The organism is Cupriavidus sp. 21MJTG02-4, from assembly GCF_057798975.1.
The window spans coordinates 110,320-129,929 of the sequence record NZ_JBYOJP010000004.1 but is presented as its reverse complement, the minus strand read 5'-3'; the positions used below and the strand labels follow the sequence as shown (position 1 = coordinate 129,929).

19 protein-coding genes are annotated in these 19,610 nt (G+C 67.8%); 12 read left to right on the top strand and 7 right to left on the bottom strand.

All coding sequences use genetic code 11. The features are described from left to right. Positions 1–161: 161 nt before the first annotated feature. The 4 genes from AC3FKH_RS09930 to AC3FKH_RS09915 are packed head-to-tail and all read left to right on the top strand — an operon-like array spanning position 162 to position 4,968. Positions 162–425, top strand: coding sequence for a YtcA family lipoprotein (locus tag AC3FKH_RS09930; RefSeq protein ID WP_483714150.1), 264 nt, complete (start codon positions 162–164; stop codon positions 423–425). Then, positions 422–1,471, top strand: coding sequence for a multidrug transporter subunit MdtN (mdtN, locus tag AC3FKH_RS09925; RefSeq protein WP_488675097.1), 1,050 nt, complete (start codon positions 422–424; stop codon positions 1,469–1,471). Before AC3FKH_RS09930 ends, mdtN begins: the two co-directional genes overlap by 4 nt. After that, entirely contained in the window at positions 1,452–3,428 is a 1,977-nt protein-coding gene (locus tag AC3FKH_RS09920; RefSeq protein ID WP_488675095.1) for an FUSC family protein, read from the top strand. Before mdtN ends, AC3FKH_RS09920 begins: the two co-directional genes overlap by 20 nt. After that, on the top strand, positions 3,415–4,968 hold the full coding sequence (locus AC3FKH_RS09915; RefSeq protein ID WP_488675093.1) for a TolC family protein: 1,554 nt from the start codon (positions 3,415–3,417) through the stop codon (positions 4,966–4,968). Before AC3FKH_RS09920 ends, AC3FKH_RS09915 begins: the two co-directional genes overlap by 14 nt. A 32-nt stretch (positions 4,969–5,000) precedes the next feature. Here AC3FKH_RS09915 and AC3FKH_RS09910 read toward each other — a convergent pair whose 3' ends face one another. From AC3FKH_RS09910 to AC3FKH_RS09880, 7 genes are all read right to left on the bottom strand, one after another. Continuing rightward, positions 5,001–6,506, bottom strand: a complete 1,506-nt coding sequence (locus AC3FKH_RS09910) for a DASS family sodium-coupled anion symporter (RefSeq protein ID WP_488675091.1) — start codon at positions 6,504–6,506, stop codon at positions 5,001–5,003. Positions 6,507–6,740: 234 nt separating this feature from the next. Continuing rightward, positions 6,741–7,463 (bottom strand): GntR family transcriptional regulator, encoded by a 723-nt coding sequence (locus AC3FKH_RS09905; protein WP_488675090.1) that lies wholly within the window; start codon positions 7,461–7,463, stop codon positions 6,741–6,743. A 375-nt stretch (positions 7,464–7,838) separates the two neighbouring features. Beyond that, on the bottom strand, positions 7,839–8,756 hold the full coding sequence (locus tag AC3FKH_RS09900; RefSeq protein ID WP_488675088.1) for a LysR family transcriptional regulator: 918 nt from the start codon (positions 8,754–8,756) through the stop codon (positions 7,839–7,841). A gap of 83 nt (positions 8,757–8,839) precedes the next feature. Then, on the bottom strand, positions 8,840–9,622 hold the full coding sequence (locus AC3FKH_RS09895; protein WP_488675087.1) for an enoyl-CoA hydratase: 783 nt from the start codon (positions 9,620–9,622) through the stop codon (positions 8,840–8,842). 1 nt (position 9,623) lies between these two features. Further along, on the bottom strand, positions 9,624–10,787 hold the full coding sequence (locus tag AC3FKH_RS09890; RefSeq protein ID WP_488675085.1) for a CaiB/BaiF CoA transferase family protein: 1,164 nt from the start codon (positions 10,785–10,787) through the stop codon (positions 9,624–9,626). Then, positions 10,784–11,737, bottom strand: a complete 954-nt coding sequence (locus tag AC3FKH_RS09885; protein ID WP_488675083.1) for a Bug family tripartite tricarboxylate transporter substrate binding protein — start codon at positions 11,735–11,737, stop codon at positions 10,784–10,786. The genes AC3FKH_RS09890 and AC3FKH_RS09885 overlap by 4 nt, the downstream gene beginning before the upstream one ends. A gap of 107 nt (positions 11,738–11,844) precedes the next feature. After that, positions 11,845–12,774, bottom strand: coding sequence for a LysR family transcriptional regulator (locus AC3FKH_RS09880; protein WP_488675081.1), 930 nt, complete (start codon positions 12,772–12,774; stop codon positions 11,845–11,847). Positions 12,775–12,900: 126 nt separating this feature from the next. Between AC3FKH_RS09880 and AC3FKH_RS09875 the strand changes: the two genes are divergently transcribed. From AC3FKH_RS09875 to AC3FKH_RS09840, 8 genes are all read left to right on the top strand, one after another. Continuing rightward, positions 12,901–13,872 (top strand): Bug family tripartite tricarboxylate transporter substrate binding protein, encoded by a 972-nt coding sequence (locus AC3FKH_RS09875; protein WP_488675079.1) that lies wholly within the window; start codon positions 12,901–12,903, stop codon positions 13,870–13,872. A gap of 62 nt (positions 13,873–13,934) precedes the next feature. Then, positions 13,935–14,894 (top strand): tripartite tricarboxylate transporter substrate binding protein, encoded by a 960-nt coding sequence (locus AC3FKH_RS09870; RefSeq protein WP_488675077.1) that lies wholly within the window; start codon positions 13,935–13,937, stop codon positions 14,892–14,894. Then, on the top strand, positions 14,887–15,288 hold the full coding sequence (locus tag AC3FKH_RS09865) for a Zn-ribbon domain-containing OB-fold protein (RefSeq protein ID WP_488675075.1): 402 nt from the start codon (positions 14,887–14,889) through the stop codon (positions 15,286–15,288). The genes AC3FKH_RS09870 and AC3FKH_RS09865 overlap by 8 nt, the downstream gene beginning before the upstream one ends. Next, positions 15,285–16,454 (top strand): thiolase, encoded by a 1,170-nt coding sequence (locus tag AC3FKH_RS09860; protein ID WP_488675073.1) that lies wholly within the window; start codon positions 15,285–15,287, stop codon positions 16,452–16,454. The genes AC3FKH_RS09865 and AC3FKH_RS09860 overlap by 4 nt, the downstream gene beginning before the upstream one ends. 4 nt (positions 16,455–16,458) lie before the next feature. Then, a complete protein-coding gene (locus AC3FKH_RS09855) occupies positions 16,459–17,364 on the top strand; it encodes an SDR family NAD(P)-dependent oxidoreductase (protein ID WP_488675071.1) in 906 nt (301 codons plus the stop codon). Positions 17,365–17,373: 9 nt separating this feature from the next. Continuing rightward, on the top strand, positions 17,374–18,276 hold the full coding sequence (locus AC3FKH_RS09850) for a MaoC/PaaZ C-terminal domain-containing protein (RefSeq protein WP_488675069.1): 903 nt from the start codon (positions 17,374–17,376) through the stop codon (positions 18,274–18,276). Next, entirely contained in the window at positions 18,266–18,943 is a 678-nt protein-coding gene (locus tag AC3FKH_RS09845; protein ID WP_488675068.1) for a 3-oxoacid CoA-transferase subunit A, read from the top strand. Before AC3FKH_RS09850 ends, AC3FKH_RS09845 begins: the two co-directional genes overlap by 11 nt. Further along, positions 18,931–19,605: a CoA-transferase gene (locus AC3FKH_RS09840; RefSeq protein WP_488675066.1), complete on the top strand. Its 675-nt coding sequence runs from the start codon at positions 18,931–18,933 to the stop codon at positions 19,603–19,605. The genes AC3FKH_RS09845 and AC3FKH_RS09840 overlap by 13 nt, the downstream gene beginning before the upstream one ends. Positions 19,606–19,610: the final 5 nt, after the last annotated feature.

Here is a 19,610-nt window from a genome sequence, read left to right as displayed (position 1 = left end):
GTGTGTCGTAGCCGCTGCGGTGGCGGCTGCCGCGGTCGTGGCCGCAGCAGCGACTGTAGCAGGCCACGCGTGGCCGCGAGCATCTGTACTGCGAGCCCTGCGACTTGGACAACCCGCAATCGGCGCTGCTATATTACGGCGACGATTTCGACCCTGATTCCATGGCACGCTCGCTTGCGCTTCTGGCGCTGGCCGCATCGCTTTATGGTTGCGCCGGTGCACCGTCATTCGGCTTGTTCGGCGCCTACTTCCCGCTCTGGCTGCTGAGCGCGCTGGCCGGCATCGCGGGCGCGGTCGTGTCCTACCGGATCTTCGTCGCGACAGGCTGGGCAGAGATCGTCCGCGCCCAGCTCCTGGTCAATACCGCGATCGGCCTCATCCTTGCGGAACTCGTCTGGTTACTGGGCACGGGACACTTGCTATGAAAATGGCCGGCGTACAGGGCAGTCCGAAGCGCGGCAAGCTGATTGCGCTGGCCATTGTCCTGGTGGCCGTCCTGCTCTCCGTCTACGCGTACCAGCGCACCAGCCGCTATCCGTCTTCCGACGATGCTTCGCTCGATGCCGACATGGTGCATGTGGCATCGCCGGTCGGAGGCCGAATCGCCAGGATCCACGTCACCGAGAACCAGCTCGTGGCCAAGGGCGACGTGCTGTTCGAAATCGATCCCGTGCCCTATCGACTGGTGGTGGCGCAGGCGCGCGCGGACCTTGAGCTCGCACAGGCCGCGCTGGGTACGCGCCGCCGCACGCTTTCCACCGAACGCGCCACGGCGTCGATCGCTTCGGAGCAGACGCGGCGTGCCGAGCAGAACTACGCGCTGACCGCACGCACTGTCGAACGGCTGCGGCCGCTGGTGGCTGACGGCTATGTGCCCGCGCAGCAGCTCGACCAGGCCCAGGTGGCGCAGCGCGACGCCAGCGTGTCGCTGCGGCAGGCCAATACGCAGCGCGCCGCCACGGCGCAGGCCATCGGCAATGAGGACGACGCCACGGCCACCGTGCATGCGCGCGAGGCCGCACTGGCGATCGCGCAGCGCGCGCTCGACGACACCATCGTCCGCGCCCCGCATGCCGGGCGCGTCAGCGGCCTGACCGTGCTGTCGGGCGAAGTCGTGCTGCCCAACCAGTCCCTGTTCCTGCTGGTGCATACGGGCGAATGGTTCGCGGTAGGCAATTTCCGCGAGACCTCGCTGGCCGGCATCCACGTCGGCGACTGCGCTACGGTCTACTCGATGATCGATCGCGGCCACGCCCTGCGCGGCACGGTGGAAGGCATCGGCATCGGCATTACCGACACCGACCGCCTGAACCTGCCGCGCTCGCTACCCTACGTCCAGCCGTCGGTGAACTGGGTGCGCGTGGCCAGGCGCTTCCCGGTCCGGATCCGCCTGGAAGACCCGCCCGAGACGCTGGCCCGGGTAGGCGCGAGCGCAACCGTCGAGATCCGGCATGGCGCAGCCTGCCGCTGACAAGCTGCGCCTGGGCCTTGCCGATATCGGCGCCCTGCTGGCGCCGTTCCCGGGCCGCACCGCGGCCACGACGCGCATCACCGTCGGTTGCACGCTGACCGTGCTCGTCACCAGCCTGTACGGCACGCCCGAAGCCGCCATCTCGGCCTACGTCATCTTCTTCATCAACCGGGCCGACCGCACCACGAGCATCCTCATGAGCGCGGCGGCGCTGGTCCTGGTCAGCCTGATCATCGCGCTGGTAATGGGGCTCGCCGATTTCAGCATCGACGATCCGATGCGCCGCGTGGCGTGCATGGCCGTGTTGTCCGCGGTCCTGCTGTTCCTGACATCGGCCAGCAAATTGCGGCCGGTCGGCGCCATCGTCGCCATGATCATCGGCTTCGCACTCGATGAACTGGGGCTCGTGCCCGGCGGGGAGATCGCCACGCGCGCGCTGCTCTATGCCTGGCTGATGGTAGCGATCCCGATTGGCGTGAACATCGTCGTCAATTTGCTGATGGGCCCGTCGCCGCGCCGGCTGGCTACCGAACGGCTCGGCCATTGCCTGCGCGTGGCGGCAAGCGCCCTGCGCGGCAACGCGGACGCCTTGCATGCGGCCCTCCATGACGGCGTCCAGCCCGTCGCCGGATGGCTCGGGCTGGCAAAGGCCGAGGGCACGGTGAACGCGCAGGACCTGCGCGCGCTGCAACAAGCCATGGCGTCGACCATGGCGATCCTGCTGGCCGTGGACGTGGCGCGTCGGCAGCCCGGCGCGCATTTGCCGGCGGCCACCGCCGCGCCTATCGCCGACACCCTCGATGAGATGGCCCGTATGCTCGACGCCGGCGGCTATCCCGTTGACATCGGCCTGCCGCCAACGCCGCTGGACAACCTGTCGCCGGTGCAGCAGGCCGTCGTGCAAGAGCTGGTCGCCGCGACCGAAGGCTATGCCGAAACCGGTGCGGCAGCGCCGCCGGCACCGGCCGCAGAAGCCGCGCACAGCGGCTTCCTGAGCGCCGACGCCTTCACCAACCCCGACCATGTCCGCTACGCGCTCAAGACCACCGGGGCCGCGATGTTCTGCTACCTGCTCTACCAGCAGCTCAACTGGCCCGGCATCCATACGTGCTTCATCACCTGCTACCTCGTATCGCTCGGAACCATGGCGGAGACCGTGGAAAGGCTCACGCTGCGGCTGGCCGGCTGCGTGATCGGCGCGGTGATCGGCACGGCGGCGATCGTGTATGTCGTTCCCGGCCTGTCATCGGTCGGCGGCCTGCTGCTGCTCGTGTTCGCCGGGACATGGATCTCCGCATGGGTGGCGCAAGGCTCGCCGCGCATCGCCTACGCGGGCTTCCAGATCGCCTTCGCGTTCTACCTGTGCGTGGTGCAGGGCGCCGCGCCCGGCTTCGACCTGACCATCGCGCGCGACCGCGTGATCGGCGTAGTGCTGGGCAATCTCGCAGTCTATCTTGTCTTCACGCACGTCTGGCCAGTCAGCATAGCCGGCCGCATCGAAGCCGCGCTGGCGGCACTGGTAGCGCAATGGCATGCGCTCATCCATGCGCCGCAGCCCACGGCAAGGCGGCAGCACGCCGCGGCCGCGCTGGCCTTGCATGATGCGATCACGCAAGACCTGATCCTCGCCCATTACGAACCGGCATCCATCGGGCAAGCCCCGGAGTGGGCAGAGATCCATCGTGACCGGCTGGCCACGCTCGACGCGATCGCGGGTCCCGTGTTCCTGCTTGCCGAACGATTCCCCGGCGACCCGGCGCTTGCGCAACGCCTGAACCGGCTGCAGCCAGGCGGCCCGCCTTTGGCAGCCGCTCAGCCCGGCGCAGCCCTGCCAGCCGATTCGCACGATGACTCCGCCCGCCAGGCGCTGCTCGCCATCATCGACCAGCAACTCGAAGCGTCCCATGGCGACGCGCCAGCCGCGGCTGCCCCGAAATCGATCCATGCGCAATTCTGATTCCCTGCCCGCGCTGACCCTGTGCACGCTGGCGCTGGCGGGATGCGCCACCGCCTCGCTCGACCTGGCGCCGCCGCAGCCGGATCGTCCCTGGCAGCCGCTCACCACGGCATCTGGCGAGATCGTGCCGGGCGCCGCCGGCCAGACGGCAGCCATGGCATCGGACTACACGCTGCCGGCAAACCCCGCGCTCTCTGCGGTTTCCCCACCCGCAGCGCTGGATCCGGCCCATGCCTACACGCTGCCCGAACTGATCGACCTGGCCGAGTCCACCAACCCGCTGACCCGCATCGCCTGGAACGACGCGCGCAACGCGGCACTGGCGGCCGGCATCGCCAAGGCCAGCTACCTGCCCTACATCTCGGCCGCTGCCATGGGCGGCTACCAGAACGGGCACAGCTCCACCTCGACGGCGCTGGGGCCGCTTGGCGCGAATGCGTCCAGTCACGGCGCCATCTCGGTGCTGTCGCTGCAATGGCTGCTGTTCGATTTCGGCGAGCGCTCCGGCATGGTCGATGCCGCGGAGCAGCTTTCGGTGGCGGCCAACATCGCGTTCACGGCCGTGCACCAGAAGATCATCCACGACGTCAGCGTGGCGTTCTATCGCTACCAGGCCGCGCGCACGCGTGCCGGCACGGTGCAGCAGGCCATGGACAATGCCGACGCGGTGCAGGCCGCGGCCAGGGCGCGATTCCAGCGTGGCATCGGCACCGTGGTCGAGGTCGCCCAGGCCACGCAGAACCGGGCGCAGACCAACCTGGCCATGGTGCAAGCAAAGGGCGCCGAAACCGACGCCTACCTGGCACTGGTCAATGCCGTCGGCATTTCCCCGTTGTCGCGACCGCGCATTGCCGGGATGCCGCTGCGCCCGCTGTCGCCGGCGCTGCGCAGTTCGGTCGGGCAGATCGTCGACACCGCGATCGCGCGGCGCCCCGACGTGCTGGGCGCCTATGCGGCGCAACGCGCGAGCCAGGCCAGGGTGCAGGCGGCGGAGGCCGGCTTCATGCCGAAGGTCTTTCTGTCGGCATTTACGTCTTATGCCTCGGGCGGCTCGGCGATTACGGCGATACCGCCGATCGGCCAGCAACCGCCCACGGTCAACCTGAACGGCTACCGCTATGGCGCGAGCGTGTTTCTTGGCGTCACGGTCCCGATCTACGACGGCGGACTGCGCTCCGCCGTCCTGGCGCAGGCACGCAACGATGCCGACAGCGCCTCGGCCAGGCTGAGCCGCGCGAAGGATGAATCCGTGCGGCAGGTAGTGGTCAGCCAGAGCGCGCTGGAATCGAGCCTGGCCGCCTATGACGCGGCCTCGGCACTGGCCGATGCGGCCCGGGTCACGTACGACGCGGCGTTCGCGGCTTACCGCAAGGGCGTGGGTTCGGTGACGGAGGCAAACCTGGCGCAGAACCAGCTGCTGCTTGCCCAGAACGCGTCGGCCGACGCCTACAGTGGTGCGCTCGCCGCCGCGGCGGCGCTGGCGCTGGCTACGGGCTCGATCGGCTCGATTCGCGATGGAGGCGCGTGGTCAGCGCGGTAGGCACGTTAAGCGCCGACCCACCGTCGTCCCGCTTACCAATACCCCAGGATCTTCCACCAGACGCCACCCACCACGGCAAAGATGATCAGTTCGAGCACGCACATCACCGCGCCGACCCGCCACCACTGCCCCAATGTCGCATAACCGCTGCCGAAGATGATCGGCGAGGTGCCAGTGGCGTAGTGGGTCAACGTCATCATGATCGCGGAGCCCGCGGCCATCATCAGCATGAACGGCGGGACATACGGCGGTGGGATCAGGTGCGCACCGACGGTAAGGAAGGCCAGCATCATTGCGCTGATGTGTGCGGTCGTACTCGCGAACAGGTAGTGCGAGAACACGAACGCCAGCACCAGCACCGCGGCAGTCGGCAGCCAGCCCACGCCACTGGCGACGATGGCGTCGCGCATATTGTTCGAGAACCAGGTAATGACGCCAAGCTTGTTGAGCTGCTCGGCGAGCATCACCAGGGCGCCAAACCAGATCAGGGTGTCCCAGGCGCTCTTTTCCGACAGCACGTCGTCCCAGTCGAGCGTGCCGGTGATGATCAACGCGAACAGGCCGAGAAACGCGACCACGGTCGGGTCGAGCGTGAAGGCCGGGCCAAAGATCATCGCCGGCACGTTGGCCCACAGCACCAGCATCACGGCGAAGACCCCCATCATGACCCGCTCTTTGCCGCTTAGCGGCCCCATGCGGGCGAGTTCGCCCCTGGCATAGGCAATTGCATTGGGCGTTGCCTTCAGCTCCGGCGGGCAGAGCAGGAAGATGACCAGCGGCATCAGGAGCAGGCAGAGCAGGCCGGGCACCAGCATGCACAGCGCCCAGGTGGTCCAGCTCAGGTGCAGCGACTGGCCGGTGGCCTTGGCCACGTAGTCGACGACGAGCGGGTTCGGCGCGGTGGCGGTCACGAACATGGCCGAAGTGATCGGGTTGGCGTGGTAGTTGACCAGTGCCAGATAGGTGCCGACCTTGCCCTGCGTCCCCTTGGCGGGATCGGAGTCGAACGCCCCGGCAATCGAGCGCATGATCGGGTGCACAATGCCGCCGCCGCGCGCCGTGTTGCTCGGCGTGAAGGGCGCCAGCACCAGCTCGCAGATCGCCAGGCCATAGCCGATGCCAATGGTGCGCTTGCCTAGCAGCTCGATGAACATCAGGCCGATGCGGTTGCCCAGGCCGGTTTTCTTCAGCCCGCGCGAGATCAATATCGCCACGACGATCAGCCAGATCAGCGGATTCGAGAAACTGCTGAGCGCATCGGCGATGGCCCCCTTGGACGAGCCCGAGGTCACCTGCGCCAGCGACACGATCACGATGGCCATCATCGCCATGACGCCGATCGGCATCACTTTGAGAATGATGGCGACAATGGTGGTCAGGAAGATGGCCACGAGATCCCAGGCGTTGGCCTTCAGGCCCGCGGGTGGCGGTATCAGCAGCAGCGTGATCAGCACGACCGTACTGATGATGGCCGGCGTCAGCCGGAATGGCACCACCGACATGAAGTAGCGGTACGTCGCCACGATCTTTGCGAGCATCTGAATTTCCTCGAACAGGGCGCGCGGAATCCATTCAGCCGAAGTCCCGCGCCAATCGACGCGCATCGCGCGCGCCCCCGCGGCATTGCATGGTGCCCAGGCAGGGGAATCGTGACCGATGGGATTTGTCAGCAGAAGTGAATCTTTTCGATCGGACGATGAAAAGTTTGCGAGCGGCATTCGCTGGTGACCGCCTGCGTCAGGCCGGTGCCCGAGCTTCAGTGCGAGTACGCCCTACCGCAGGCCAAGCGTGAATGGCAACAGCAGGGCATTCACCAGAAGCAGGCCATACGTGATCTTCATGACCGGGGGCATCCGCCCGCGCGTCGCTTCGCTGCCCGCCCGAGGCGCGCCCCGTCTGCGCTTCCATACCAGGCCGGCTCCCAGGCCAAGGACGGCAAGACCGGAGAGCAGGCTTTCCACCAGCAGGAGCGCCGGCCGTCGCGAGGTGCGCGGCTGGGGTGTCGCCAGGGAAATCGGCACTGCGGAGACATTGGCGTCGGGGAAGATCTCCAGTGTGGTGATCGAGGAGGCCTTGTGCGCTGTCGATACGGGATGGGTGCCAGGCGCCCTGCGTGCCACATGCGCATCGGGAGCGATGGAGGCCTCGGCAACGGAGGGCTCCACGACAGCCGCGGCCGCCGCAGCGGTCGCGCTGGCCGATGTATCGGGCGATGCCGCCTTCGCTCGCGCGGGGAGCGGCCGCGAAGCCGGCTCATGTCTTGCACTGCCCTGCGTTTCCGCAGCACCCTGCCGGGCCATGGCCGGCTTGCCCGCCGACTTCGGCATGGCATCGCGCTGGCGCCAGAACTGATGGAAGACTCCATCCAGGCATCGCACCGAATCGCACGCATCGCGCCGCGCGCGCCATGCCGCAAGGTCGGCGGCCTGGATCGTGCCCTTCTGCAGCATCCTCTGCTGTTCCGCATAGATGCGCTCGTAGCGCTGCGACAGCATGGTGTACTCGCAGATCAGGTGGCCCTTGCGAACGCGCTGGGCGGGATGCGTTTCGCATCCGACGCCCGCGCCGTAGGGTTCCTCGCAACGCGCCCCCGGACCGCCTACCGGGGCGTTGCACGGGATATCGGACGCACGCGCGCCTTGCACTGCCAACAAGCCCAGCAGCGCTGCGAGAATCTGAACCAGGCGCCCATTGCGTCTCACCATCGTCAGCCCTCAAAGCAGCGATGCGGACTTTTAACCGTAGTCGATGGTTGGCGGGCGCTCCAAGCTCACATTGCCGCTTGCGTGCGGTAGGCCACTTGTCGTGACATGCCTAAGACAGATGTGGATCATCTGCCTCGTGCAGCGACGTCCGGGGAGAAAAAACAGCTAGCGGACCGGCACACCCTGGCGCATGCGCGGCGCCAGCAAGGCCTTGACCCCATCGATCAGGGTCTCGGCCGGGTTGGACAGCCGGGCGTTCCAGCGCCGGATCAACGCGATCGGGTGTGCGCCAGGCGCCGTCGGCAGCGGCCGCCACGCGAGCCCGAGATCGGCGACGAAGTCACCGACATAGCCGGGCAGGATCCCCACGCCAATGCCCGACTTCACCAGCCCGATCACCGACAGCACCGTGCCGACCTCGATCGCGGAGCGGTACGCCAGGCCCTTTTCCGCATAGATGCGGTCCACCGTGCGGCGCGTGCTGAAGGACGGATGCATCGAGATATGCGGGAACGGCGCCACTTGCTCCCAGCTCAGCTTGCGCTTGCGCGCGAGCGCATGGCCGGCGGCGCAGACCACGTACATGGTTTCGTCGTAGAGGGGCTCGATCGCCAGCTTGGGGTGATCGGCCTCCATCGAGACCAGGCCGAAATCGGCCTTGCCGTTGACCACGTAGTCGATCGTGTCGTCGGTCGACAGTTCGTGCAGGCCGGTGCGGATGCCCGGATGGGCCTGCTGGAACTCCGCCACGGGCTGGCGCAGCAGGCCGTAGGTCATCATCGGCGAGGCCGCCACGCGCACCTCGCCCTGCTCCAGGTTGAGCAGGCTCAGCAGGCTGCGCTGCGCGGCATCCATGGTCCCGAGCACCTCGCAGACGTAGCCATAGAGCTGGTCCGCCAGCTGCGTCGGCACGACCTTGCGCGTGGAACGCTCGAACAGTCGCTGGCCGACCTTGGCCTCCATCTCCTGGCAAACCTTGCTGACGGCCGATTGCGTCATGTGCACCGCCAGCGATGCCGCGCTGAAACTGCGCAGTTCGTAGACGACGCGAAAGACGCGGAATTCTCTGAGGGTCAGGTTCATGGCAAGGCGGCGGGGAAACGTCGGGCAATGTTACCCGGCCTGCCGCGCTTCGGTGACCCGAAGGACCCTCGCCCTCTCCGCAGTCAGCCCTTCTTTTTCCGCTCCAGGAAGCGCGCCATGTACTGGTCCGGCTCCGTGCCCTCATAGACCTGGCCAAACAGGGCAATGCTGTGCTTGAGGCCGCGCTCGATCGACGGGTCTTCCCAGGCGCGTAGCAGCGCCTTCTGCGCCCTGACGGCATCGGGGCCGCATTCCAGGATCTCGCCGACGGTATGGGCCACGGTGTCGTCGAGCGCTGCATTGGGCACGACCTCATGCAGGAAGCCCCAGTCGTGCGCGCGCGTCGCGTTGATCGCCGCGCCGGTCAGCAGCATCCAGCGCGTATTGCCTTCGCCGATCAGGCGCGGCAGCAGGTTGGCGTGGATCACCGACGGAATGCCGATCCGCACTTCGGGCATGGCGAAGTTGGCCTCGGTATCCGCGATGCGGATATCGCACGCCGCCGCGAACTCCATGCCGCCGCCCATGCACCAGCCCGACAGGCGGGCGATGGTCGGCACCGGGAAATCGCGCACGGCTTCGCACAGGTCGTGCAGCCGCGTGATGAAGGCGACCGCAGTGTCCGGCGCCAGCTTCGCCAGCTCCTTGATATTGGCGCCACCGATGAACGCCTTGTCGCCGGTGCCGCGCAGGACCAGCACACGCACGTCGCGGTGGCGCGCCAGCGCGCGCAGCGCACCGGTGAATTCGACGATCGTGTCCGAGTCGAGGATGTTGAGCGAGGTGCCATTGGCGATCTGCATGGTTGCCACGCCCTGTTCGCTGAGTTCGAGCCTGATGTGCTGGAGTGGTTGGAGGTCTTGCATCTCAATTTCCATTCGGGAGTTTGTGTTGACCGAGCGCCGGCGCGGGCGCGGCGGCGCTTGCCGATGCTGCCGGGGCGCGGAAGCGCGGCGCGATCCTGCGCTGGCCCGCATCGCCACCATCGCGTTCATCGAAGAAGCCCACGGCGCGCAGCTGCGCGTCATCGAGCAAGTCCTCCACGCGGTTGACGCGCGCGCAAGGAATATCCGCGCGCTCCAGCAGCGCGATCCACGCAGCGGTGGTGCGCGTCGCCATGACTTCGGCGAGGTAACCGTAGATCGCGTCGTAGTTGTCGGCGCGCGCCGCCGCGGTCTGGAACCTTGCGTCGGCGTCGAACCTGGCCAGGTCGCCGACCGCGTCGAAAAACGCGCGCCAATGCTTGTCGTTGTAGACCACGGCTGCGATGAAGCCGTCCGCGGTGCGATACGGCTTGCGGTGCGGCGTGAGCAGTCGACTGTAGCCCATGGCCCCGGCCGCGGGCTCGAACGATGCGCCGCCCAGGTGGTCAGCCAGCACGAAGGCGGCCATGGTCTCGAACATCGACACGCGCAGCGTATCGCCGCGCCCGCTCTGCCGGCGCGCATAAAGTGCCGCGATGATGGCGTGCGCGGCCGTCAGGCCCGTGACGCGGTCGGCAATCAGCGTCGGCACGTACATGGGCGCGCCGCCGCTCTGGCGCGCGAACAGCTCAGCCAGCCCGGTCTGCGCCTGGATCACGTCGTCATAGGCCGCGCGTCCGTGCAGCGGGCCGCCTTCGGCATAGCCGGTCAGCTCGGCATAGACGATGCACGGGTTGAGCCCGTGCACCGATTCGTGGTCCAGCCCGAGGCGCCGCATGGCCTGCGGGCGGACATTGTGGACCAGCACGTCGATGTCCGGCAGCAGCGCGCGCAGCGCCGCCTGGTCCGCTTCACGCTTGAGGTCCAGCACCACCGATTGCTTGCCCTGGTTGGCGTGCAGGAACATCGCGCCCATGCCCGCCGCGCGCTTGCTGCCCGCGTGCCGCATCACGTCGCCATCCGGCGGCTCGACCTTGATCACCGTGGCGCCGTAGTCGGCCAGCACCTGGGTGCAGACCGGGCCCATGATGACCGAGGTCAGGTCCAGCACGCGCACGCCGGCCAGCGGACCGGCAGCCGTGCCCGCTTGTTCATGCGCGCCCGTCATTGCTGCTCCACCCCTGCTTTCGCCGCGCGCGAGGTCCAGGTCTCGCGCTGCGCGACGGCGAAGGCCGCGTGTTCGCGCACGCTAGATGCACTGGCCACCATGCCGAGGTGGGCCAGCTTCTCCACCACGGCCGGACGCGCCACCGCGGCACTGACGGCCTTGTTCCAGCGGTCGACCACGGCGGCCGGCGTGCCCGCCGGGGCGGCCAGGCCGACCCAGACCACGAGGTCGAAATTCTTGTAGCCGGCCTCGGCCATGGTTGGCATGCCGGGCAGTTCCGGCAGGCGCTTCGGGCCGGTGACGGCCAGCCCATTGAGCTTGCCGCCGCGCAGGAAGCTCATGACGACCGAGGTATCGGCCACCATGAAGTCGATCTGCCCGCCGAGCAGGTCCGTCACCGCGGGCGGCTGGCTCTTGTAGGGAATGGCGTCGGCCGGCGCGTCAGCCATCTGCGAGAACGTTGCCGCGGCGATCTGGGCCGAGCCACTGCCGTAGCCATAGCGCACGTGGTTCTTGCGAGCGTAAGCGGAGAGCTCCCGCGCCGTCTTGTACGGGGCATCCGGGCGCGCCACCAGCACCATCGGAATGGTGGCGATGCGCGAGATATGCAAGAAATCCTTGATCGGCTCATAGCCTGGACGCTTGTACAGCGCCTCGATGCCCGAATGCGTGGCACTGCTGGTCAGCAGCAGGGTGTAACCGTCGGCCGGAGACCTGGCCACATAGCTGGCCCCGATGATGCCATTCGCGCCCGGCCGGTTGTCGATGACGACGGTGCCGATCGCGCTGCGCACTTCCTCGGCAATGATGCGCGCGGCGGTGTCCGACGCGCTGCCGGCCGTAAAGGGCACGACCAGCTTGACGGGTCGATTGGGATAGCTGTCAGTCTGCGACCACGCAGGCTGGGCCAATGCTGCGGAGACGGCGATTGCCGCGATCAGGGCCTTCATGAAGGAGTTCCATTAGTGTGTTCCGTGCCGCCATGTTGGAACCGCACACTAATTCCCACAAGCGAATTGCTTTCATAGTTTCATCGCCATCTGGAATATATCGAGCTTTAGCGCCCTGCTCGCCCGACTGCATTGCCGCCCGCACCCTGGTCCAGCCGCGGCACCAGTTCCTGCAGGAACTGCCGCGCCGCCAGCGTCGGACGCGCCAGCCGCCGCTGGATCATCGAGATCTGATGGACATCGCGCGGCAGGTCGGCGATCGGCAGGGTGCGCATGCCCCATTCCTGCGCAATTGCCGCGACATAGCCGGGCGCAATCAGCAGGCCGGCGCCGCGGCGCACCAGGCCGAGCGCCGAGGTCAGAGTGCCAACTTCGATGCCGCTGGGCAGGCTGACGCCCTTGCCCGCGACCAGCTGGTCCAGCGTGCGGCGCACGCTGTAGAAGCGCCGCAGGCTGATGTGCTCGCTGTCGGCCAGTTCGGCCAGCGACACTGAAGCGCGCTGTGCCAGCGCGTTCTGGTCGTTCACCACGACACGCATGCTGTCCCGGTAGACCACCGTCGTGGCCACGCCGGGCAGCTCGGCGTCCACGGCGGCCAGGCCGAAATCCACCGTGCCGGCCCGCACGCAATCGACCGCTTCGTCGGTCGATAGCTCGTGCAGTTCGAAGCGCACGCCGGGAAAGCGCTCGCGGTAGTCGGCGATCGGGCCGGACAGCAAGCCGTAGATCATCAGCGGCGAGGCCGCAATGCTGACCTTGCCGCGCTTCATCGCGATCAGCTCCTCGACGCTGCGTGTGGCGGCCTGCATGGTCGCGACCACGTCGACCGCAAACGCATGGAACTCGCGCGCGGCGTCGTTCGGCTCCACGCGCCGCGTGGTGCGGTCGAACAGGTCGAAGCCGAGCTGCGCCTCCAGTTCCGCGATCACCTTGCTGGCCGCCGATTGCGTGATGTGCTGGCGGCCAGCGGCCGCCGTGATGCTGCGGGTCTCGAACACCTCAAGAAAGAGACGCAACTGGCGGTAGGTGATATTCATTCCAATATGGACTTCAATCATGAACAGAAGTCGATTGTGTCATAAATCGATCCATCTCTACCATTGGCCCGCGTTCAAAAAACATCACCAGAACAACAAGCGGACAACGCTGGAGGAGATCAAGAGATGAAACGCTTTTCGCTGTTCGGCCCGCGCTTGCTTTGCGCGGGCCTGGTGCTGCTGGCCAGCCTCGCGCAGGCCGCCGACTACCCGGCGCAGCCGGTTTCCCTGGTGGTCCCGTTCGCCGCCGGCGGCATGACGGACGTGCTGGCCCGCCAGCTCGCCAGGACCATGCAGAAGGCCCTGGGCCAGCCCGTGGTGGTGGAAAACCGCGTCGGCGCCGGCGGCATCATCGGCGCCGAGCGGGTGGCGCGGGCCCGGCCCGACGGCTACACGCTGATGGTCACCACCACGGCGCACGTGGTGAACCCATCGATCACCCGGCAACTGCCGTACGACACCGAGCGCGACTTCGCGCCTGTCGCGCTGCTGGCCAGCACGCCGAACGTGCTCGTGGTGAACCCGGCGGTGCCGGCGCATAACCTGCAGGAATTCCTGGCCTATGCCAGGCGCACCGGCAGTGTCAGCTACGGATCGGCCGGCACTGGCGGCACCACCCACCTTTCCGGCGTGTTGCTGGCCAGCCGTACCGACGCCCCGCTTCTGCATGTGCCGTACAAGGGCACCGCGGCGGCCGTCAATGACCTGCTCGGCGGCCAGATCCAGGCGTCCTTCGTCGATGCGCTGACCGCCATCAAATACATCCAGGCCGGCAAGCTCAATGCCATCGCCGTGAGCACGCGTGCGCGCAACGCCATGCTGCCGAACGTGCCGACCATCGCCGAACAAGGCGTGCCGGGCTACGAGACCGAGATCTGGATCGGCTTCTACGCGCCGGCCGGGACCCCGCCCGCGATCGTGGACCGCCTCAAACAGGTGGCCGTGACTTCGATGAACGAGCCGGCCTTCAGGAACACGCTGATGCAGCAAGGCACCACGCCCGGGCACATGGGCGTGCCCGAGTTCCGGACCTTCGTCGGCAGCGAAATCCGCAAGTGGAGCGGCATCGTCAGGGATGCCCGCATCGAGCCGCAGTAGGCGGTCGCCCTGCGGGGCTGCATGAAGACGCTTCAACCAACAGAGAAAGACAAGGAGACCCTATGAAACGCATGGCGATCGCCATTCCGCTTGCGCTGCTGGCCGCCGCTGCAGCACAGGCAGCGGACAACTACCCCTCCAAGCCGGTCACGCTCGTGGTCGCCTATGCCGCCGGCGGCATGACGGACATCCTCACGCGCAAGCTCGCGGCGGACCTGCAGGCCGAGACCGGGCAGACCTTCATCGTCGACAACAAACCCGGCGCGACGGGACAGATCGCCACCGAGTACGTCGCGCGACGGCCCGCCGATGGCTATACGATCCTGGTGGGCGCCACCAGCCACGTGATCAATCCCGCGCTCAAGCGGTCGCTGCCGTACGACGCGCGCAAGGCGTTCGACCCGGTCGCGCTGCTGGCGATCAGCCCGAATTTCGTGCTCGTCAACACCGGCCTGAACATCAAGACCTTCGCCGATCTCAAGCGGTACGGGCAGACCCATTCGAGCATCCCGTTCGGCACGGCCGGCATCGGCGGCGCGCCGCATATCGTGGGCGAACTGCTGCGCGCGCAGAGCGGGCTGCCGCTGGTGCACGTCGCCTACAAGGGCGCCGGCCCGGCCATGGCCGACCTGGTGTCCGGGCAGGTGCCGTTCGGCATCGCCGAGTCGGTCACGGCCACCGCGTACCTGAAGTCCGGCAAGATCGTGCCGCTGGCAATCGCGTCGGCGCAGCGCAGCAAGCTCTATCCGGCGGTTCCCACGCTCAACGAGCTTGGCTACAAGGGCTTCGACCTGACCACCTGGGTCGGCGTCTATGCGCCGGCCGGAACGCCGCCGCAAGTGCTGGACGTGCTCAACAAGGGCATCCGCAAGGCCATCGCCAAGCCGGCTACGGCCGACTACATCCGCTCCACGGGCTCGGAGCCCGGCGACATGGACCTGCCCACGTACCGCAGCTTCGTGGCGGCCGAGATGGACAAGTGGAAAGGCGTGGTGCAGCAGGCCGGAGTCAAAGATGAATGACGCCACGGCAAGCCACGCGGGGCAGCCGGAGTCGCCCGAGCACGCCTTCCTGCAGGGGCTGCGCCAGGGCACGCCCAAGGTGCAATGCTGCGGCGCTTGCGGCAAGCGCTTCTTCTTCCCGCGCACGCATTGCCCGGGCTGCCGCAGCGCCGACTACAGCTGGGTGCCGATGGGACTCGCCGGCACGGTCTATTCGTACTCGGAAATCCCCGCTCAAGGCGACCGGCCGGGACGCAACGTGGTGCTGGTCGACATGGAAGACGGCTTCCGCATGATGTCCACGTGTCCCGCCACGGGTCCGGGCGAACTGCGGATCGGGATGGCGGTGCGCGCCCGCGTGGACGACCGCGCCGAGCCGCCGCGAATCGTATTTTTCGAGGGGGCCAGCCAATGATCGAGTGGGACCAGGCCATGCGCGCCGGCATCGCCATCGCAGGCAGCGCCACCGCGGGTATCGGCGATGCCGGTGGTCAGACCGACCTTGAGATCTCTTCACGCGCTATTCATGCGGCCGTGGCGGACGCCGGGCTCGACATGGCGGATATCGACGGGCTGATGAGCGCGAGCCTGTCGTCGTCGATGTGGATCGTCAAGCTGGCCGAATACCTCGGCATCCGCCCGGCCTTTTCGGACAGCATGCAGATCGGCGGCGCCTCGTTCGTCGGGCACCTGCTGGTCGCGGCGGCCGCCGTCCGCGCCGGGCTCTGCCGCAATGTCGTGATCGCCTATGGAGCGACGCCGCGCGGCGGCAACAGCGTGTCGGCCACCTCGCCGGGGCGGGCGAAGCTGGACCCGCATCCGTATGAAGACCCGTTCGCGCCGTTCAATCCGCCCACCAGCTACGCGCTGGCAGCGATGCGCCATATGCACCAGTACGGCACCACGCGCGAACAGCTTGCGGAGGTCGCGGTATCGGCGCGCCAGTGGGCCCAGCGCAATCCCGAGGCATTCCGCCGCGAGCCGCTGTCGATCGATGACGTGGTCAACGCCAGGGTGGTGTCTTCGCCCTTCACCGTGCGCGACTGCTGCCTGGTCACCGACGGCGCGGGGGCCATCGTCGTCACCAGCGCGGAACGCGCGGCCGACCTGCGCCGGCCGCCGGTCTATGTGCTCGGCACCGCCGTGGCGCACCACCACCGGCAGATCTCGTGCATGGAGGACCTGACCGTGACCGCCGCACGCGAATCGGGCGCACTGGCCTTCCGCCGCGCCGGCACCGACGCGTCGCAGATGGACGTGGTCCAGCTCTACGACGCGTTCACGATCAATCCGATCTTGTTCCTCGAAGACCTTGGCTTCTGCCCCAAGGGCGAAGGCGGACGCTTCGTGCAGGACGGCCGCATTGCGCCCGGCGGTGCGCTGCCCGTCAACACCAACGGCGGCGGCCTGTCCTGCGTGCATCCGGGCATGTACAGCATGTTCGCGCTGGTAGAAGCGGTCAGGCAGCTGCGCGGCGAATGCGGCGAGCGCCAGGTGCCGCGCGCCACCACCGCGCTGGTCCATGGCAACGGCGGCGTGCTCAGCGCGCAGGCCACCACGATACTTTCAAGAGAGAGGTAGAGCGATGTTGAATGGAAAAGTAGTAGTCGTCACGGGCGCCGCCAACGGCATCGGGCGCGCGGCGGCAATCGAGCTGGCGCGCCAGGGCGCCAGCGTGGTGGTCAACGATCTCAGCGTATCGCTCGATGGCCGCGAAGCCGGCGGCGACGGCGCCGCGGCGGTGGTGGAAGAGATCCGCCGCGCCGGCGGGCAGGCCGTGGCGAGCGGCGATTCGGTGGCCGAGGCCAGCGGCGCCGGCCGCATCATCGAAGCCGCGCTGGACAACTTCGGCCGCATCGACGCGGTCATCAACAATGCCGGCATCGTGCGCGACAAGATGTTCTACAAGCTGACGCCGGAGGACTTCGACGCCGTTGTCCGCGTGCACCTGTACGGCACCTTCCATGTCAGCCGGGCGGCGGCCGAACACTTCCGCGCCCAGGGCAGCGGCAGCATGGTCCACATGACGTCCAACTCCGCCGTCATCGGCAACCGGGGCCAAGCCAACTACTGCGCGGCGAAGCTGGGGATCGTCGGCATGTCGAAGGCCATCGCGCTGGACATGGAGCGCTTCAACGTGCGCTCGAACTGCATCGCGCCGCTCGCATGGAGCCGCATGACCGAAACCATTCCGGCCAAGACTGCCGCACAGGCCGTGCATATCGAGAAGATCCGTCGCATGGGCCCGGAGACCATCGCCCCGTTGATCGCCTACCTGGTGTCGGATGCATCGGCCCAGGTGTCCGGGCAGGTGTTTGCCGTCCGCCTCAACGAGATCTTCCTGATGAGCCAGGCGCGGCCGGCCAAGTCGGTGCACCGCTCCGAAGGCTGGAGCGCGCAGACCATCGCCACGCACGGCATGCCGGCGCTGCGGCAATCGTTCATGCCGCTCGACACCTCGGCCGAAGTGTTCGCGTGGGACCCGGTGTAAGGAGCGCGCATGGCCCTGGATTATCACCAGCTCAAGGCGACGGCGTTCGCGCCCCTGCCGCACCGCTACGACGCAGATGACTGCATCCTCTACGCACTGGGCGTGGGCGCCGGACTGAGCGACGACGCGGCGTTGGGCGACGAGGTCGGCTATCTCTACGAAGAGACGCTCACCGCCCTGCCCTCGATGGTATCCGTCATCGCCTACCCCGGCTTCTGGATGCGCGATGCCGTCCACGGCATCGACTGGCGCAAGGTCGTGCACGGCGAGCAGCGCATCACGCTGCACCGTCCGCTCGCGACGTCCGCGGCGGTCTACAGCCGCAGCCGCGTCGCGCGGATCATCGACAAGGGCGCGCAAAGCGGTGCCGTGGTCGTGACCGAACGGACCCTCTTCGAACAGGCCACGGACCAGCCGCTTGCCCGGATCGAACAGGTCAATGTCTGCCGCGGCGACGGCGGATACTCCGGCGGCGACAGCACGCGTTCCGATGCGCCGTTGCCCGCGATTCCACGACCACCCGAACGTGGCCCCGACCATAGCGTGGTGGTGCCGACCAGCCGCAACCAGGCGGCGATCTACCGGCTGACCGGCGACCGCAACCCGCTCCATATCGATCCGCATAGCGCGCGGCTTGCCGGCCTGCCGGCGCCGATCCTGCATGGCGCCGCGCTGGCGGGGCTGGTGTCGCGCGTCCTGCTGATGCCGCCGCAGCCGCCCGATGCCTTTCTGTCGCGGCTGGACATTCGCTTTTCCGGCGTGGCCTACCCCGGCCGCGCGGTGATCGTCGAACGCTGGCATGACCACGACAACAACGATGTCGCGTTCCGCTGCCGCGAGGCGGACACCGCGCGTGAACTGGCTTACGGGCGCACGGCCTGGCAACCGTTGGAGCAAAACCATGCAGGATAAGCTCATGGACAGCGCCGCGCAGGCCGTGGCCGACGTGCGCTCGGGCGCCAGCATCCTGGTCGGCGGCTTCGGCGGTGCCGGCATTCCTTCGCACCTGCTTGCCGCGCTGCTCGCGCGCACCGCCGTGCGCGATCTCACACTCGTCAACAACAACGCCGGCGCTGGCGATGCCAGCTTCCTGGCGCTGGTGACGTCTGGACGCGTGCGCAGGATCGTCTGCTCGTACCCGCGCATGCCGGGCTCCGACGCCATCCGCGAGCAGGTCGTGGCCGGGCGCCTGGAGGTCGAGGTGATGCCGCAGGGAACACTGGTCGAGCGCATGCGCGCCGCGGGCGCGGGACTGGGACCGTTCTTTACGCCGACCGGCTATGGCACGCCGTTCGCGGAGGGCAAGGAGACGCGCGTCATCGACGGGCGCGGCTACGTGCTGGAGCCACCGCTGCATGCCGACTACGCCTTCATCCGCGCGGCGCGGGTCGACCGCATCGGCAACCTGGTCTACCGCTACGCGCAGCGCAACTTCGCCCCGGTCATGTGCACCGCCGCGGCCACCACCATCGTGGAAGCCGATGCCGTCGTCGACACGGGTTCGCTCGATCCGTGCCACGTCATGACCCCGAGCGTCTTTGTCGATCGCATTATCCGGAGGCCCGCATGCAACGCCTGAACCGACACCAGATTGCGCAACGGGTGGCGCAGGACTTGCCGCGCTTTGCCGTGGTCAACCTCGGCATCGGCATGCCGACGCTGGTTACCGAACACATTCCGGCGGAGCTTGGCCTCCACCTGCACAGCGAGAACGGCATCCTGGGCATGGGACGGCTCGGCCCGGACGCCGTCCCGGACCCTGACCTGATCAACGCCAGCAAGGAGTTCGTGCACCTGAATCCCGGCGCGTCGATCTGCGACCACGCCTTGTCGTTCGCGATGATGCGCGGCGGGCATCTCGACATCACCGTACTCGGGGCTTTCGAGGTGGCCGCCAACGGCGACCTGGCCAACTGGTCGCTCGGCGATGCCGATCCGCTACCGTCCGTCGGCGGCGCCATGGATCTCGCAGTGGGCACCCCCACGGTGTGGGTCATGATGGACACCCTGACCCGCGCCGGCACGTCGCGGCTGGTCGGCCAATGCCAACTCCCGCTCACCGCGCAGGGCGTGGTGCGTCGCGTCTACACGGATATCGGCATCTTCGACGTTGTCGACGGACGCTTCGTGCCGAGGGCGCTGGTAGCGGGACTTTCTCCGGAAAGCCTGGCGGAGTGGATCGCCGGCCCGCTGGCCTGGAGCGCGCCGCCGGCCGTCCTCACGCCACCGGCCGCCACCTGAACGCT

Bases quoted from the DNA above. Each gene is read 5' to 3' on its own strand.
- mdtN (WP_488675097.1), top strand. From the start codon at position 422: ATGAAAATGGCCGGCGTACAGGGCAGTCCGAAGCGCGGCAAGCTGATT.
- AC3FKH_RS09845 (WP_488675068.1), top strand. From the start codon at position 18,266: ATGCAGGATAAGCTCATGGACAGCGCCGCGCAGGCCGTGGCCGACGTG.
- AC3FKH_RS09850 (WP_488675069.1), top strand. From the start codon at position 17,374: ATGGCCCTGGATTATCACCAGCTCAAGGCGACGGCGTTCGCGCCCCTG.
- AC3FKH_RS09895 (WP_488675087.1), bottom strand. From the start codon at position 9,622: ATGCAAGACCTCCAACCACTCCAGCACATCAGGCTCGAACTCAGCGAA.
- AC3FKH_RS09840 (WP_488675066.1), top strand. From the start codon at position 18,931: ATGCAACGCCTGAACCGACACCAGATTGCGCAACGGGTGGCGCAGGAC.
- AC3FKH_RS09915 (WP_488675093.1), top strand. From the start codon at position 3,415: ATGCGCAATTCTGATTCCCTGCCCGCGCTGACCCTGTGCACGCTGGCG.
- AC3FKH_RS09855 (WP_488675071.1), top strand. From the start codon at position 16,459: ATGTTGAATGGAAAAGTAGTAGTCGTCACGGGCGCCGCCAACGGCATC.
- AC3FKH_RS09860 (WP_488675073.1), top strand. From the start codon at position 15,285: ATGATCGAGTGGGACCAGGCCATGCGCGCCGGCATCGCCATCGCAGGC.
- AC3FKH_RS09890 (WP_488675085.1), bottom strand. From the start codon at position 10,787: ATGACGGGCGCGCATGAACAAGCGGGCACGGCTGCCGGTCCGCTGGCC.
- AC3FKH_RS09870 (WP_488675077.1), top strand. From the start codon at position 13,935: ATGAAACGCATGGCGATCGCCATTCCGCTTGCGCTGCTGGCCGCCGCT.
- AC3FKH_RS09865 (WP_488675075.1), top strand. From the start codon at position 14,887: ATGAATGACGCCACGGCAAGCCACGCGGGGCAGCCGGAGTCGCCCGAG.
- AC3FKH_RS09875 (WP_488675079.1), top strand. From the start codon at position 12,901: ATGAAACGCTTTTCGCTGTTCGGCCCGCGCTTGCTTTGCGCGGGCCTG.
- AC3FKH_RS09885 (WP_488675083.1), bottom strand. From the start codon at position 11,737: ATGAAGGCCCTGATCGCGGCAATCGCCGTCTCCGCAGCATTGGCCCAG.
- AC3FKH_RS09905 (WP_488675090.1), bottom strand. From the start codon at position 7,463: ATGCTGTCGCAGCGCTACGAGCGCATCTATGCGGAACAGCAGAGGATG.
- AC3FKH_RS09930 (WP_483714150.1), top strand. From the start codon at position 162: ATGGCACGCTCGCTTGCGCTTCTGGCGCTGGCCGCATCGCTTTATGGT.
- AC3FKH_RS09910 (WP_488675091.1), bottom strand. From the start codon at position 6,506: ATGCTCGCAAAGATCGTGGCGACGTACCGCTACTTCATGTCGGTGGTG.
- AC3FKH_RS09920 (WP_488675095.1), top strand. From the start codon at position 1,452: ATGGCGCAGCCTGCCGCTGACAAGCTGCGCCTGGGCCTTGCCGATATC.
- AC3FKH_RS09880 (WP_488675081.1), bottom strand. From the start codon at position 12,774: ATGAATATCACCTACCGCCAGTTGCGTCTCTTTCTTGAGGTGTTCGAG.
- AC3FKH_RS09900 (WP_488675088.1), bottom strand. From the start codon at position 8,756: ATGAACCTGACCCTCAGAGAATTCCGCGTCTTTCGCGTCGTCTACGAA.